Source organism: Nonomuraea sp. NPDC050547, assembly GCF_044457345.1.
Classification (GTDB): Bacteria; Actinomycetota; Actinomycetes; order Streptosporangiales; family Streptosporangiaceae; genus Nonomuraea.
On the sequence record NZ_JBITGW010000026.1, the window covers coordinates 166,897 to 180,261 of the forward strand.

Annotated in this window: 16 protein-coding genes; 8 read left to right on the plus strand and 8 right to left on the minus strand. The window is 71.3% G+C overall.

The window, feature by feature from the left end:
- Positions 1-40 precede the first annotated feature (40 nt).
- Complete coding sequence (locus ACIBHY_RS48165; protein WP_397310289.1) at positions 41-1,180, minus strand: ROK family transcriptional regulator; 1,140 nt, start codon at positions 1,178-1,180, stop codon at positions 41-43.
- Between the two features lie 105 nt (positions 1,181-1,285).
- Between ACIBHY_RS48165 and ACIBHY_RS48170 the strand changes: the two genes are divergently transcribed.
- From ACIBHY_RS48170 to ACIBHY_RS48190, 5 genes are read left to right on the plus strand one after another with little or no spacing between them, the layout of a single operon-like run.
- Complete coding sequence (locus tag ACIBHY_RS48170) at positions 1,286-2,014, plus strand: amino acid ABC transporter ATP-binding protein (protein ID WP_397243632.1); 729 nt, start codon at positions 1,286-1,288, stop codon at positions 2,012-2,014.
- Positions 2,015-2,031: 17 nt separating this feature from the next.
- Positions 2,032-2,949: a glutamate ABC transporter substrate-binding protein gene (locus ACIBHY_RS48175; protein ID WP_397243630.1), complete on the plus strand. Its 918-nt coding sequence runs from the start codon at positions 2,032-2,034 to the stop codon at positions 2,947-2,949.
- Positions 2,949-3,593, plus strand: coding sequence for an amino acid ABC transporter permease (locus ACIBHY_RS48180; protein ID WP_397243628.1), 645 nt, complete (start codon positions 2,949-2,951; stop codon positions 3,591-3,593). The genes ACIBHY_RS48175 and ACIBHY_RS48180 overlap by 1 nt, the downstream gene beginning before the upstream one ends.
- A complete protein-coding gene (locus ACIBHY_RS48185; RefSeq protein WP_397243626.1) occupies positions 3,590-4,387 on the plus strand; it encodes an amino acid ABC transporter permease in 798 nt (265 codons plus the stop codon). Before ACIBHY_RS48180 ends, ACIBHY_RS48185 begins: the two co-directional genes overlap by 4 nt.
- Positions 4,380-5,321 carry an asparaginase gene (locus tag ACIBHY_RS48190; RefSeq protein ID WP_397310290.1) on the plus strand — a complete coding sequence of 314 codons (942 nt, stop codon included), beginning with the start codon at positions 4,380-4,382 and terminating at the stop codon, positions 5,319-5,321. Before ACIBHY_RS48185 ends, ACIBHY_RS48190 begins: the two co-directional genes overlap by 8 nt.
- 98 nt (positions 5,322-5,419) lie before the next feature.
- On the opposite strand, the gene ACIBHY_RS48195 is transcribed toward ACIBHY_RS48190, so the two are convergent.
- On the minus strand, positions 5,420-6,244 hold the full coding sequence (locus ACIBHY_RS48195) for a PHP domain-containing protein (RefSeq protein WP_397310291.1): 825 nt from the start codon (positions 6,242-6,244) through the stop codon (positions 5,420-5,422).
- A gap of 84 nt (positions 6,245-6,328) precedes the next feature.
- On the opposite strand from ACIBHY_RS48195, the gene ACIBHY_RS48200 reads away from it, so the two are divergent.
- From ACIBHY_RS48200 to ACIBHY_RS48210, 3 genes are read left to right on the plus strand one after another with little or no spacing between them, the layout of a single operon-like run.
- The gene (locus tag ACIBHY_RS48200) at positions 6,329-7,426 is read left to right on the plus strand and encodes an LLM class flavin-dependent oxidoreductase (RefSeq protein ID WP_397310292.1); all 1,098 of its coding nucleotides are present in this window, start codon (positions 6,329-6,331) and stop codon (positions 7,424-7,426) included.
- A 35-nt stretch (positions 7,427-7,461) separates the two neighbouring features.
- Complete coding sequence (locus tag ACIBHY_RS48205; RefSeq protein ID WP_397310296.1) at positions 7,462-8,538, plus strand: LLM class flavin-dependent oxidoreductase; 1,077 nt, start codon at positions 7,462-7,464, stop codon at positions 8,536-8,538.
- A complete protein-coding gene (locus tag ACIBHY_RS48210; RefSeq protein ID WP_397243618.1) occupies positions 8,535-9,128 on the plus strand; it encodes a CE1759 family FMN reductase in 594 nt (197 codons plus the stop codon). The genes ACIBHY_RS48205 and ACIBHY_RS48210 overlap by 4 nt, the downstream gene beginning before the upstream one ends.
- 70 nt (positions 9,129-9,198) lie before the next feature.
- Here the strand turns inward: ACIBHY_RS48210 and ACIBHY_RS48215 are convergent, their stop codons facing one another.
- From ACIBHY_RS48215 to ACIBHY_RS48240, 6 genes are all read right to left on the minus strand, one after another.
- Positions 9,199-10,107, minus strand: a complete 909-nt coding sequence (locus tag ACIBHY_RS48215; protein ID WP_397243616.1) for an SGNH/GDSL hydrolase family protein — start codon at positions 10,105-10,107, stop codon at positions 9,199-9,201.
- A gap of 37 nt (positions 10,108-10,144) precedes the next feature.
- Positions 10,145-10,831: a type 1 glutamine amidotransferase gene (locus ACIBHY_RS48220; protein ID WP_397310293.1), complete on the minus strand. Its 687-nt coding sequence runs from the start codon at positions 10,829-10,831 to the stop codon at positions 10,145-10,147.
- Positions 10,824-11,231, minus strand: a complete 408-nt coding sequence (locus ACIBHY_RS48225; RefSeq protein ID WP_397243611.1) for a DUF5655 domain-containing protein — start codon at positions 11,229-11,231, stop codon at positions 10,824-10,826. Before ACIBHY_RS48225 ends, ACIBHY_RS48220 begins: the two co-directional genes overlap by 8 nt.
- Positions 11,228-11,890 carry a hypothetical protein gene (locus ACIBHY_RS48230; RefSeq protein ID WP_397310294.1) on the minus strand — a complete coding sequence of 221 codons (663 nt, stop codon included), beginning with the start codon at positions 11,888-11,890 and terminating at the stop codon, positions 11,228-11,230. The genes ACIBHY_RS48225 and ACIBHY_RS48230 overlap by 4 nt, the downstream gene beginning before the upstream one ends.
- 53 nt (positions 11,891-11,943) lie before the next feature.
- Positions 11,944-12,681 (minus strand): sulfite exporter TauE/SafE family protein, encoded by a 738-nt coding sequence (locus tag ACIBHY_RS48235; RefSeq protein ID WP_397243607.1) that lies wholly within the window; start codon positions 12,679-12,681, stop codon positions 11,944-11,946.
- 60 nt (positions 12,682-12,741) lie between these two features.
- Positions 12,742-13,365, minus strand: a 624-nt coding sequence (locus ACIBHY_RS48240; RefSeq protein WP_397310295.1) for a transposase, incomplete at its 5' end; no start/stop codon positions are given.

Consider the following 13,365-nt stretch of genomic DNA (forward strand, 5'->3'; position numbering starts at 1 on the left):
GGCGTTCGCGCGGGAACGGCCGGTGAACGGCGGATGACGGCTAGAGGACGGCGTCGAGCAGGAGCGCTCCACCGCCGAGCAGCGCCGCGTCCTGCCCGGCGCGGGCGGGGGCGATCTCCAGTTCGCGGGTGGCCAGCGGCAGGCAGCGCTCGTAGACGGCGGCCCTGATCGAGGCGATGAGCGGCTCGGCCGCGGCCAGGCTGCCGCCGACGGCGATCACGTCGGGGTTGAAGAAGTTGACCAGGACGGTGAGCACCTCGCCGATCATGCGCCCGGCGGTGCGCACGAGGCTGGTGGCCTCGGGTACCGCGTCGTCCACCAGGCCGACGATGTCGGCGGGCCGCTCGACGGCGATGCCCGCCTCGGCCAGGGCCGCCTGGAGCGCGGCGCCGCTGGCGTAGGCCTCCAGGCAGTCGCGGTGGCCGCAGGCGCAGACGATCGAGGAGTCGGTGCGGACCCTGACGTGGCTGATGTCCCCGGCGGCGCCCCTGCCCCGGTGCAGGCGGCCGTTGACGACGACGCCGCAGCCGATGCCGGTCCCGGCCTTGAGGACCATGAGGTTGTCGGCGCCGGGCCAGGAACGGGCCTCGCCGACGGCCATGAGGTTGGCGTCGTTCTCCACCAGGACGGGCAGGTCGTAGCGGGCGCGCAGGTGGTCGGCGACGGGGAAGTTGTTCCAGCCGGGCATCCGCGAGGGGCCGACCACGCGTCCCGTGGCGGGGTCGACGGGGCCGGGGATGCCGGTGCCGACGCCGCGCAGCGGGACTCCCGGCGGCGCGTGCGTCTCCAGGAGGTCGTCGAAGGCGTCGGCCAGCCAGTCGAGGACCGCTTCCGGCCCAGCTGTTATGTCGGCTTCACGCTCCTGTACGGCCAGCGGCGTGCCACTGAGGTCGAGCAGGCCGAGCCGTACGTGATGGGCCCCGAGGTCGGCGACGGTGAGCACGCCCGCGCTCGGCGACAGCCTGAGCCGGCGGGGACGACGTCCGCCCCGCGAGGTGCCCGAGCCCTCTTCCACGAGCAGCCCGGCGTCACGCAGCTCCTCCACGCGCAGCGACACGCTGGAGGCCGCGAAGCCCGACAGGCGCGCCAGTTCCGCGCGTGATTCGGCCTGCCCGGTGGCGACGAGCCGCAGCAGGTCCCCCTGCGCCCCCGTCACCGGCAGTCGCTCTTTGCCAGACATGTGGAGATGAATACCACGGTTCGGCTTTGTTCGACAACGTGTTGACTTCGCATGAAATCATCTATTACGGTCCGCTCTATCTTCGATATCGAAGGAAGTAGCTGGATGATTCGGGCAAGAGGGCTGAACAAGTGGTTCGGCGAGCACCACGTGCTGCGGGACGTCGACCTCGACGTCGCGCGGGGCGAGGTCGTCGTGGTGGTCGGCCCGTCCGGGTCCGGCAAGTCCACGCTGTGCCGCTGCCTCAACCGGCTGGAGACCGTCCAGCGGGGCGAGGTCGTCATCGACGGCGTGCCCGCGCCCCTGGAGGGCCGCGAGCTGGCGAAGCTGCGGGCCGACGTGGGGATGGTGTTCCAGTCCTTCAACCTCTTCCAGCATATGAGCGTGCTGGACAACGTCACGCTCGCTCCGATGAAGGTGCGCGGCGCCGGCCGTGCCGACGCCGAGAAGACGGCGCGTGAACTGCTGGAGCGCGTCGGCATCGGCGCGCAGGCGGGCAAGCTGCCCGCCCAGTTGTCCGGCGGCCAGCAGCAGCGCGCGGCCATCGCCCGCGCGCTGGCCATGAGGCCCAAGGTCATGCTCTTCGACGAGCCCACCTCGGCGCTCGACCCCGAGATGGTCGGCGAGGTGCTCGACGTCATGACCGGGCTGGCCGCCGATGGCATGACCATGGTCGTGGTCACCCACGAGATGGGCTTCGCGCGCAAGGCCGCCGACCGTGTGGTGTTCATGGCCGACGGCCAGATCGTCGAACAGGGCGCTCCCGCGGCGTTCTTCGACTCCCCGCAGACGGACCGGGCCAGGGACTTCCTGGCCAAAGTACTGACTCACTAACGCAAGGGATGGTGTCCATGAGAAAGATGGTCGCTGTCGTCGCCGTGTCGCTGCTCGGCCTGGCCGCGTGTTCCAGCACCGGTGGCGGCTCGAACCCAGCCGTACCCGGGGAGGCCAAGCCCGCCGCGAGCGACCTGCTCGCGAAGGCGCCCGTCGCCGACGCCGCCGCGATCGTGCCCGGCTCGACGATGGACAAGATCAAGAAGCGCGGCGAGCTGCTCGTCGGCGGTTCCCTCGACGCGCCGCTGCTGTCGCAGGAGAACCCGGTCAGCGGCGAGGTCGAGGGCTTCGACGCCTCGATGGGCAAGGCACTGGCCAAGTACATCATCGGCGAGCCCAAGGTGAAGATCGTCAACTCGGCGTCGGAGACGCGTGAGGCGCTGATCGGCAACGGCACCGTGGACGTGGTCTTCCAGACGTACACGATCACGCCGGAGCGGGCCGAGCAGGTCGCCTTCGCCGGGCCGTACTACACCTCCGGGCTGTCGATCGCCGTCAAGAAGGGCGCCACCGGCATCGCCAAGCCCGAGGACCTCAACGGCAAGAAGGTCATCGCGGGCGCCAACACCCCGGCCATCGCTGCCATCAAGAAGCTGGCGCCGCAGGCCGAGATCATCACCTTCGGCTCCGACCCCGAGTGCATGCAGGCGCTCAAGCAGGACCGGGGCGTCGCCTACGTCCAGGACGAGACCCTGCTGGCGGCCAACGCGCAGAAGGACCCGACCGTCCAGGTGATCGGCAACCCCTTCACCGAGGACCCCTACGGCATCGGGCTCAAGCACGGCGACGAGCAGTTCAAGAAGTTCGTCAACGACTGGCTGAAGAAGATGCAGGACGCCGGGGTCTGGCAGCAGGCGTGGAAGGACTCCCTCGGCACCGTCGTCAAGGGTGAGGCCCCCGCGCCGCCGGCGATCGGCTCGGTGCCGGGTTCCTGATGTCCGTCCTCCTGGACCACCTGCCGGAGTTGTGGCAGGGCCTCCTCGTGACGCTCCAGCTCACCGTCGCGTCGTTCCTCGGCGCGGCGGTGCTCGGGGTACTGGTCACGGCGATGCGGGTGAGCCCGGTTCCCGTGTTGCGGGCGCTGGGCACCGCCTACGTCGAGACCTTTCAGAATCTGCCGTTGCTGGTGTTGCTCGTCCTGGTCTTCTTCGGACTGCCGGAGATCGGGATCAAGGGACCGCCGATGGCGACCGCGATCGTGGTGATCGCCGTCTACCAGGCCGCGTACATGGCCGAGGCGCTGCGTTCCGGCGTCAACTCCGTGTCCAAGGGCCAGGCTGAGGCGGCCCGCGCGCTCGGGCTGACCTTCGGCCAGTCGCTGCGGCTGGTCATCCTGCCCCAGGCGCTGCGCACGGTCGTGCAGCCGCTGGGCAACCTCACCATTCAGCTCATCATGTCCACCGCGCTGGCCGGGGCGATCAGCGTCGTCGACCTGACAGAGGCGGCCAAGCGGGTCAACCTCCAGGAGGCCCAGCCCATCGCGATCTTCGTGGGCTCCGGCCTCGCCTACGCGGCCATCGCCGCGGCGGTCGGCTTCGTCACCGGACGGCTGGAGCGGCGGCTGGTGATCGTGCGATGAGCACCGTGCTGTTCGACGAGCCGGGACCGCGCGCCAAACGCCGGATCCGGATCGCCACCGTCCTCGGCGTGCTGGCCACGCTGGCGCTGGCCGCGCTGGCCGTACGTCAGTTCGCCGCCAACGGGCAGCTCACGGCCGAACGCTGGCAGCCGTACGCCACCTGGCCCATGTGGCGGTACCTGCTCGACGGCCTGTGGTCGACGGCGCTCTCGGCCGTCGTCGCGGCGGCCCTGTCCATGGCGCTGGGCCTGCTGCTCGCGCTCGGCCGGCTGTCCTCGCGGCGCTGGCTGCGCGGCCCCGCCACCGCCTACATCGAGGTCGTGCGGACCATCCCCGCGCTGCTCCTCGTCTACGTCGTGCTGTTCGCGCTGCCCAAGTACGGCCTGGACCTGCCGCTGTTCTGGAAGCTCGTGGTCCCGCTCACGGTCTCCAACGCCGCCGCCTTCGCCGAGATCTTCCGCGCCGGCATCCTGTCCATCGAGCGCGGCCAGACCGAGGCGGGCCTGGCCGTCGGCCTCACCCGCGGCCAGACCCTGCGGATGATCGTGCTGCCCCAGGCGGCCCGCCGCGTCCTGCCGTCCATCGTCAGCCAGTCCGTCGGCCTGCTGAAGGACACCTCGCTCGGCTTCATCGTCAGCTACGGCGAGCTGTTCTACTCGGGCAAGGTCCTCGTCGCCTACAACGGCCTGCTCATCCAGACCTACATCGTGATCGCGCTCATCTACCTCGTGGTCAACGCCTCCCTGTCCAAGCTCGCCAGGGTTCTGGAGCGAAGGAGTTCCGCACGTGCCTGATTTCCCCGCACTCGCCGAGGTCGTCCGCTCCGGCTTCGTGGAAAGCGTCCACTACGGCAGCGCCGTCGGTCTCGGCCCCGACGGCCGCCCCGAGGTCGTGCTCGGGCCGGTGGACGCGCCGGTGCTGCCGCGTTCTTCGGCGAAGCCGTTCCAGGCGCTGGCCTGCCTGACCTCGGGCGCGGCCCTGCCGGGCGCGCGCCTGGCGATCGCCGCGGGCAGCCACACCGGCGAGGACTTCCACGTGCGGCTCGTCACCGAGCTTCTTGAGGAGTACGGCCTGCGCCCCGCCGACCTGCTCTGCCCCGAGGACTGGCCGGAGGACGAGGCGACCCGGCTGCGCCTGATCCGTGAGGGCGGAGCCAAGACCCGCGAGCGCATGAACTGCTCCGGCAAGCACGCCGCCATGCTGGCCGCCTCCGTGGCCAACGGCTGGGACACCGCCTCCTACCTCTCCCCCGGCCACCCGCTCCAGCTCACGGTCCGCAGTGCCGTCGAGGAGCTGTCCGGGGAGAAGGCCACGGCGGTGGCCGTGGACGGGTGCGGGGCGCCGCTGTTCGGCATGTCGCTGGCCGGGCTGGCCCGCGCCGTGCGGGCCCTGGTCCTGGCCGCGCCCGGCACCGCGCCCCGGCAGGTGGCCGACGCGATGCGCGAGCACCCCGAGTACGTGGGCGGGACCGGGCACCAGAACACCGACCTGATGCGCGCCCTGCCCGGAGCCGTGGTGAAGGGCGGCGCGGAGGGCGTCCTGGTCGCGGCGCTCGCGTCGGGGCACACGGCCGCGGTCAAGGTCATCGACGGCAGCCCGCGGGCCACGTCGGCGATCGCCGTGTCGGTGCTGGCGCGGATGGGGTGCGACGTGTCGGGGGCGGAGTCCTTCACCCGGATCCCCGTCTTCGGCGGCGGAAGGCCGGTCGGCGAGATCCACGCCGTCTGACCGGCCCCGCCTCCACGCCCTTTACCGGCCCGCCTCCACGCTCTCTGTCCGGCCCCGCCGCAAGCGCCCCACGACCCGCGCGGGGCGCTTCTCCCTCGTCATGGACGCTTCGCAGCGGCACGGAGGGTCTCGTAGGCCTCCTCTGTCGTGGTTTCGCGGCCCAGGCGGTGGCCGGTCAGTTCGCCGTGGTCGTCGCTGGAGCCGGTCACCACCAGCCCGAGTCCGGCGGCGAGGCGGCGCAGGTGCGCGCGGTCCTCCTCGTCGTGGTCCGGGTGGTCGGCCTCCACGCCGCTCAGCCCGGACCCGGCCAGCTCGGCGATCCAGGCGTCCGGCATCAGGTGGCCGCGCCTCGGGTGGGCCAGGACGGCGGCGCCTCCCGCGGCCCGGACGAGGGCCACCGCCCGGACCGGATCGGGGGCGTAGCGGGTTACGTGGGCGCGGCCGCCCGTACCGATCCATTCCGGGGTGAAGGCGTCGGCGGGAGTGGCCACCACGCCCAGCGTGGCCAGCACGCGCGCGACGTGCGGCCGCCCGACCACGCCTGCGCCCGCCACGGCCGTGACCATGTCGATGGTGATCGGCACGCCCAGCTCGGCCAGCCGCCCGACCATGGCCTCCGCCCGGCCGTCGCGCCCCTGCCTGATCAGCTCGCACTCGCGCACCAGCGCCTCGTTCCCGGGGTCGAACCAGTACGCCAGCAGGTGCACGCTGCGCCCGTCGCGGCGGCACGACATCTCCATGCCGGGTACCAGCACCAGGCCCGCCTCCCGCGCGGCCCGTTCGGCCGCCGCGTGCCCGGCCGTGGTGTCGTGGTCGGTCAGCGCCAGGACGTCGACTCCGGCCGCGCGCGCCCGCCGTACCACCTCGGAGGGCGGCGAGGTGCCGTCGGAGGCGTCGCTGTGGCTGTGCAGATCGATGCGCATGAACCTGATTGTGGCGGACGGGAATAAGGCGGGAGAGTCCCGCGCTAAAGTCACCAAAATGGATCGTCAAGATTGGTGACTAAAATGCAGTTCGGCATTTTCAGCGTGGGCGACGTGACGGCGGACCCGAACACGGGCCGCACGCCCACCGAGTACGAGCGGATCAAGGCGATCACCCAGATCGCGGTGAAGGCCGAGGAGGTGGGGCTGGACGTCTTCGCGATCGGCGAGCACCACAACCCGCCCTTCATCCCGTCGTCGCCGACGACGCTGCTGGCCCATGTCGCCGCCCGGACGTCGCGACTGGTGCTGTCCACGTCGACCACGCTGATCACCACCAACGATCCGGTGAAGATCGCCGAGGACTACGCGATGCTCCAGCACCTGGCCGACGGCAGGGTGGACCTGATGATGGGGCGCGGCAACACCGGCCCGGTCTACCCGTGGTTCGGCCAGGACATCCGGCAGGGGATTCCGCTCGCGATCGAGAACTACGCCCTGCTCCACAAGCTCTGGCGCGAGGACGTCGTGGACTGGAAGGGCCGCTTCCGCACGCCGCTGCAGGGCTTCACCTCGACGCCGCGCCCCCTGGACGGCGTCCCGCCGTTCGTCTGGCACGGCTCCATCCGCTCGCCGGAGATCGCCGAGCAGGCCGCCTACTACGGCGACGGCTTCTTCGCCAACAACATCTTCTGGCCCAAAGAGCACTTCCAGCGCCTCATCAGCCTGTACCGCGACCGGTTCGAGCACTACGGGCACGGCACCCGCGAGCAGGCCATCGTCGGGCTCGGCGGGCAGGTCCACGTCGGGGCCAGGTCGCAGGACGCGATCGCGGAGTTCCGCCCCTACTTCGACAACCACCCGGTGATGGGCCACGGCCCCTCACTGGAGGAGTACATGGCCGAGACGCCGCTGACCGTCGGCAGCCCGCAGGAGGTCATCGACAAGGCCCTGACCTTCCGCGACTCGTTCGGCGACTACCAGCGGCAACTGTTCATCGTGGACGGCGGAGGCCTCCCGCTGCCCAAGGTGATGGAGCAGTTGGAGATCCTTGGGGAGCGGATCGTCCCGGTGCTGCGCGAGGAGTTCGCGATCGGCCGGCCCGCGAACGTGCCCGGCGCGCCCACCCACGCCTCGCTCCTGGGGAATAAGGGGCTGGCCATCGGCGCTCAACAGCAGTAGAGTTGAACGTTCAATAGTCAAGGTTGGTGATGAAAGTGCAGTTCGGCATCTTCAGTGTGGGCGACGTGACGACCGACCCGACAGACGGCCGGACTCCGACCGAGCACGAGCGCATCAAGGCGATGGTCGCGATCGCGCTGAAGGCGGAAGAGGCCGGCCTCGACGTCTTCGCGACGGGCGAGCACCACAACCCGCCGTTCGTGCCCTCCTCCCCCACGACCATGCTCGGCTACATCGCCGCGCGGACCTCGCGGCTGATCCTCTCGACCGCGACCACGCTGATCACCACCAACGACCCGGTGAAGATCGCCGAGGACTACGCGATGCTCCAGCACCTGGCCGACGGCAGGGTGGACCTCATGATGGGGCGCGGCAACACCGGCCCGGTCTACCCGTGGTTCGGCCAGGACATCCGGCAGGGCGTCCCGCTCGCGATCGAGAACTACGCCCTGCTCCACAAGCTCTGGCGCGAGGACGTCGTCGACTGGAAGGGCCGCTTCCGCACGCCGCTGCAGGGCTTCACCTCGACCCCTCGACCCCTGGACGGCGTCCCGCCGTTCGTCTGGCACGGCTCCATCCGCACCCCGGAGATCGCCGAACAGGCCGCCTACTACGGCGACGGCTTCTTCGCCAACAACATCTTCTGGCCCAAAGAGCACTTCCAGCGCCTGATCGAGCTCTACCGGGAGCGCTACGCCCACTACGGCCACGGCACGCCGGAACAGGCGATCGTCGGGCTCGGCGGGCAGGTGTTCATGCGGGCCAGGTCGCAGGACGCCGTCCGCGAGTTCCGCCCCTACTTCGACAACGCCCCCGTCTACGGCCACGGCCCCTCCCTGGAGGACTTCACGGCCGAGACGCCGCTGACCGTCGGCAGCCCGCAGGAGGTCATCGACAAGACCCTGACCTTCCGCGACTCGTTCGGCGACTACCAGCGCCAGCTGTTCCTCATGGACCACGCCGGCCTGCCGCTGAAGACCGTGCTGGAGCAGATCGACATCCTCGGCGAGGAGGTCGTGCCCGTGCTGCGCAAGGAGTTCGCGATCGGCCGGCCCGCCGGCGTCCCCGACGCGCCCACCCACCTGTCCCGACTTGGAGAGAAGAACTCATGAAGCTCGCCGCCGTCTCGGCCGGACTCACCCAGCCGTCCTCCACCCGCCTGCTGACCGACCGGCTGGTGGAGGCCACCGTGCGCGCCGCGGGCGACAAGGTCGACGTCGAGGTCGAGGTCGTCGAGCTGCGCGACCTGGCCACCGAGATCGCCAACAACTTCGTCACCGGCTTCGCCGGGCGGGCGTTGCGCGGCGCGCAGGAGGCGGTCACCTCGGCCGACGGGCTGATCGCGGTCACCCCGATCTTCACCGCCTCCTACAGCGGGCTGTTCAAGTCGTTCTTCGACGTCCTGGACCCCGAGGCGCTGCAGGGCAAGCCGACGCTGATCGCGGCCACGGGCGGCACGCCCCGGCACTCCCTGGCGCTGGAGCACGCGTTGCGGCCGATGTTCGCCTACCTGCACGCGGTCGTCGCCCCGACCGCCGTGTACGCGGCGGCCGAGGACTGGGGCAACGACGACGGCCTGCCCGACCGGATCCGGCGCGCCGCCACGGAACTGTCCGGCCTCATGAGCCACCGCGCCCCGGCCCGCGAGGAGCGGCTGGTCCCCTTCGCCGAGCAGCTCGCCGCCCTGACCCGGGAGCCCTGACCGCCCGCACCCACCCGGTCGCTGGCCTCGAAGACCCTTCCTCCGGTACGGCGGCGCGGGCCGTACCGGCTCAGAGGTCTGAGGGTTTGACCATGCTGTAGACGACGCGCGCCTGGTGGTCGGCGCCCCGCTGGTTGGGGTGGAAGGGGATGACGGGGCCGAGCGGGTCGGTGGACAGCGGGAGCAGGCCCTCGACCCACCGGACCCCGGGCCGGCGGCAGACGTCGTGGCCGCGGCTGGTGGTGTAGGTGTCGGCCAGGCGTACGCCGGTGGTCCTGGCCACGCGGGTCAGCATGGCGTTGAGCTCGCGGAGCTTGGCCGACAGCCAGTCCATGTCGAGGTCGGTGATCTGGACGTAGGGGTAGCAGCCGCCGACGTCGGGCAGGCCGGCGAGGTAGTCGACGAGGAGGATCTCGGCGCGGGGCGAGCGCTGCTTGATGCCGTTCACGGCCGCCACGACCTTGGGCTCCGTTGCACGGATATTTCCGGACATGCGGTCTACGCCGTCCACCACCCACCGCTTCTTGCACGGCGCCCCGAACGGCGCGGGCAGCGTGCCGCCGGGCAACGTCAGCGTGGGCAGCAGGCTGATGCAGTCTCCGACCGCCGCGGCCAGCCCCGCGTCGTTGCCGCCGATGCCCAGCGTCACCAGGTCGGTCGTGGCGCTCAGCCGGTCGAACTGCGGCCGGTTCACCCCGTCGATCAGGCCCCTGATCCGCGTGACGTCCTGTGGCCTGGTCATGTGGTCGGTGGTCGCGCCGCCGCAGGTCGCGTCGCGGAACACCGTGACGCCGAGGGCGGCGGCGACCTGCTTGGGATAGTTCTTGGAGCTCTGCACGCAGCCGCTCGGCACGTGCTTGGTCGTCAGGTGGACGATGGAGACGTCGGCGCTCCACGAGTCGCCCAGCGCGACGTACTCGCGGACATCGGAGGCGGGCGCCGTGACCAGGCCCGCCACGAGGATCAGAGGTAGCAGCACCCGCCCATTGTGACGGTCACCCTGTGCACCTGTCCGGTTACTGTATGGATACCAGCGTGGCGAACCGGGTGGCCACCGTGTGCCAGATCGGCGTGGAGACGGGCTCGTCGGCGACCGCCCGCGCGTACACCTCGCCGGGGTCGAAGCCGTCCACCTCCCACTGCCTGATCCGCTCGGGCAGCACCTCGGGGTGGAACTGCACGCCCCACGCCCGCTCGCCCACCCGGAAGGCCTGGTAGGGGCAGCGTTCCGTGGAGGCCAGCCACACCGCGCCCGGCGGCAGGGCGGTGACGGCGTCCACGTGGTGCTCGATCGCGGGCACCACCTCCGGCAGTCCGTGGAAGAGCGGGTCGGCCGCGGCCTCGGGACGGATCGTCACGGGCGTGCTGCCGTTCTCGGGCGCGCCGGCGTCGGCCGTCACCACCCCGCCCGCCACGTGCGCGAGCAGCTGCCCGCCCAGGCAGATCCCGAAGTACGGCACCGCCCGCTCGATCGCCTGCACCGCCAGCTTGCGGGTCTCGGCCAGCCAGGGCGCGCGGGCGTCGTCGTCGGGCAGGTAGCCGCCGCCCAGCACGACCATCGCGTCGTGCTCCAGCGTCTCGGGCAGCGCCGCGCCCTCGTGAGGGTGCACGACGTCCGGCCGCAACCCCCGCGCGGCCAGCCAGTCGCCGAACCGGCCGGGGCCGCCGCTCCGGCTGTTCTGCACGATCAGGACGTCACGCATCGTAGGCCTCCGCCATCCACTCGAGAATCCGCCCGTCCACGTCCTCGGGGCGGGTGAGCTTGAAGAAGTGCGCGTAGCGCCCGGAGCCCATCGCGAAGCTCCGCGCCAGCAGCGGGTGCGCGATCGGCCGGGCGAGGGTGATCTCCACCTGCAGGCTGCGCGCCTTGGGGCGGATCTCGGCGAACTTGCGCTCGGCCTTCAGGAACACCCCGACCCCGACCGCGTCCTCGTGCAGCGGGCCGAGCGGGCCCAGCGGCTCGACCAGGCGGTCGTAGATCTCCCGGTAGGCCTCGGGCCACGGCGCGAACACCGCCTCGACGGTGACGCCGGGCACGCACACGTGCGACTGCCGCTCACGTCCGAACTCACGGTCGCAGCGGGGGCAGACCCACCTGGTCATTCGCGGTGCATCGGACGCGTGGCGTCCTCTCCGCCGGCGGGCTGCTGAGGCTGGAAGACCGAGCCCGGCTCCTGGCCGGGGGGCCGCTGGAAGGCCGACGGCTGATGCTCCTGCGGCTGGAAGGCCGACGGCTGGCGTTCCTGCGGCTGGAAGGCCGGGGGCTGCTGGTAGGGCTGCTCGGGACCGGCCGCGGGCTGGTAGGCGCCCGGTCCGTACGGCCCCGCCGTACCGTGGGCGGCGTGCGCGGGCCGCCGCGCCGCCCGCCAGCGCGAGGGGAAGAACGAGGCCACGAGCATGCCCACGCCGAGCGTCAGGAGGATGCCGGTGTACATCAGCGTCGTCAGCCCCCGGCTGAACATGCTGGGCAGGAAGTCGGGCAGCAGCCGGAGCCCGAGCGACATCTCCAGGATCGGGAAGAGGCCGACGACGGTGTAGATCAGCCCGCCGATGAGCGTGGCGACCGGCGAGATCCGCGAGCTGAACATGAAGGCCACCAGCACGCCCGCGCCCGCCATGACCGCGAGCCCGATCCACGGGGGCGTGAAGGTCCTCATGGCGTAGTTGAACCCGTCCAGGCCGAACGAGAGCACCACCACCAGCAACGGCGCGAGCAGGAGCCCCGCCACTACTCCGAGTCCGTGCCGCGCACCGTTAGACATCTCTGACCCCCGTTCCGGTTAGTGCCATAACCTACCCCGTTGTCCGGCGCCGGTCACGGGGAGGTGTAGGTGTCGTAGCCGAGCTTGGCGGCCACCGCGAGCCCGCACGCGGCGGCGAGGTAGCGCAGGCTCTGGCCGGGCAGCCGCCTGGCGATCTTGGGCCCGACCCATCCGCCCAGCAGGAACCCGGCGGCCAGCGGGCCCACCGCGACCCAGTCCACCGGCCCGAACACCGCGAACCCGATCGCCGCCACCGCGTTCGCCAGCCCGGTCAGGACGTTCTTGACCGCGTTGACCTTGGCCGCGGGATGGTCGAGGACGGCGGAGAGGATCGCGAACATGAGGATCCCGCCCGCCGCCCCGAAGTAGCCGACGTAGACCGCGACGGCGTACATGGCCAGCTTGGCCATCACCCCGTGCTCGTGCAGCCTGCTCGCGGTGGGCGGGCGCACCAGCACCAGCGAGGCGCCGGCGATGAGCCACGGCATGATCAGCTCGAACGTCCTGGCCGGAGTGACCAGCAGCAGGGCCGCCCCGGAGGCGCCGCCCAGCGCGGTCAGCCACCCCAGCCGCAGCACCCTGGCGCCCTCGCCGCGCAGCTCGGGGCGTGAGCCCGCGGCGGCGCCGATGCCGGTGAAGAGCAGGGCCACGGTGTTGGTGACGTTGGCGGTCAGCGGCGGCAGGCCGAAGGCGAGCAGGGCCGGGTAGGAGACGACCGAGGCGAGGCTGACGACCGTGCTGACGATTCCGGCGGCGATCCCCACCCCGAGCAGTCCCAGCACCTCGATCACCTCCGACATGCTAGGAGGTGGCCGCCGGCCCGCCCGCGCCGGGGGATGCTCCTATAGATGTCAAGCGGCGGATTCTTGATCGTTTTTGGTGATGATCTGGTAGAGCTCGCGGGCGATGTAGCGCTTGAGGCAGCGGATGATCTCCTTCTTGGAGAGTCCCTCTTTGGTGCGTCGTTCCATGTAGGCGCGGGTGCGGGGGTCCCAGCGCAGGCGGACCAGAGTGATGCGGTAGAGGGCGCAGTTGGCTTGCCGGTCACCGCCTCGGTTGAGGCGGTGGCGGTGGGTCTTGCCGCTGGAGGCGGGGATGGGGGCGGCGCCGCAGAGCATGGCGAAGGCGGCCTCGCCGGCGAGCCGGTCGTGGTTTTCTCCGGCGGTGACCAGGAGTTGGCCGGCGGTGTCGGGGCCGACGCCGTGGGTCGCGATGAGGTCGGGGTTGATACTGGTGACGAGTGGTTCCAGGAGCTCGTCCAGGTCGGCGATCTCGATGGTGAGCTGCTGGTGGCGGCGGGCGAGGGACCGAAGGGCGATCTGCGCGGCGGTGGCTGGGCGGGCGGCGTCGGTGCGGTCCGGACGCAGGGCCGCGCAGGTGGTGATGAGCTTGGCCAGGGGCAGGCCGCGCAGTCGTTCGCGCAGCTCGGCCGGGGCGGTGACGATCAGTGCCTTGATCTGGCGCTGGGTATCGGC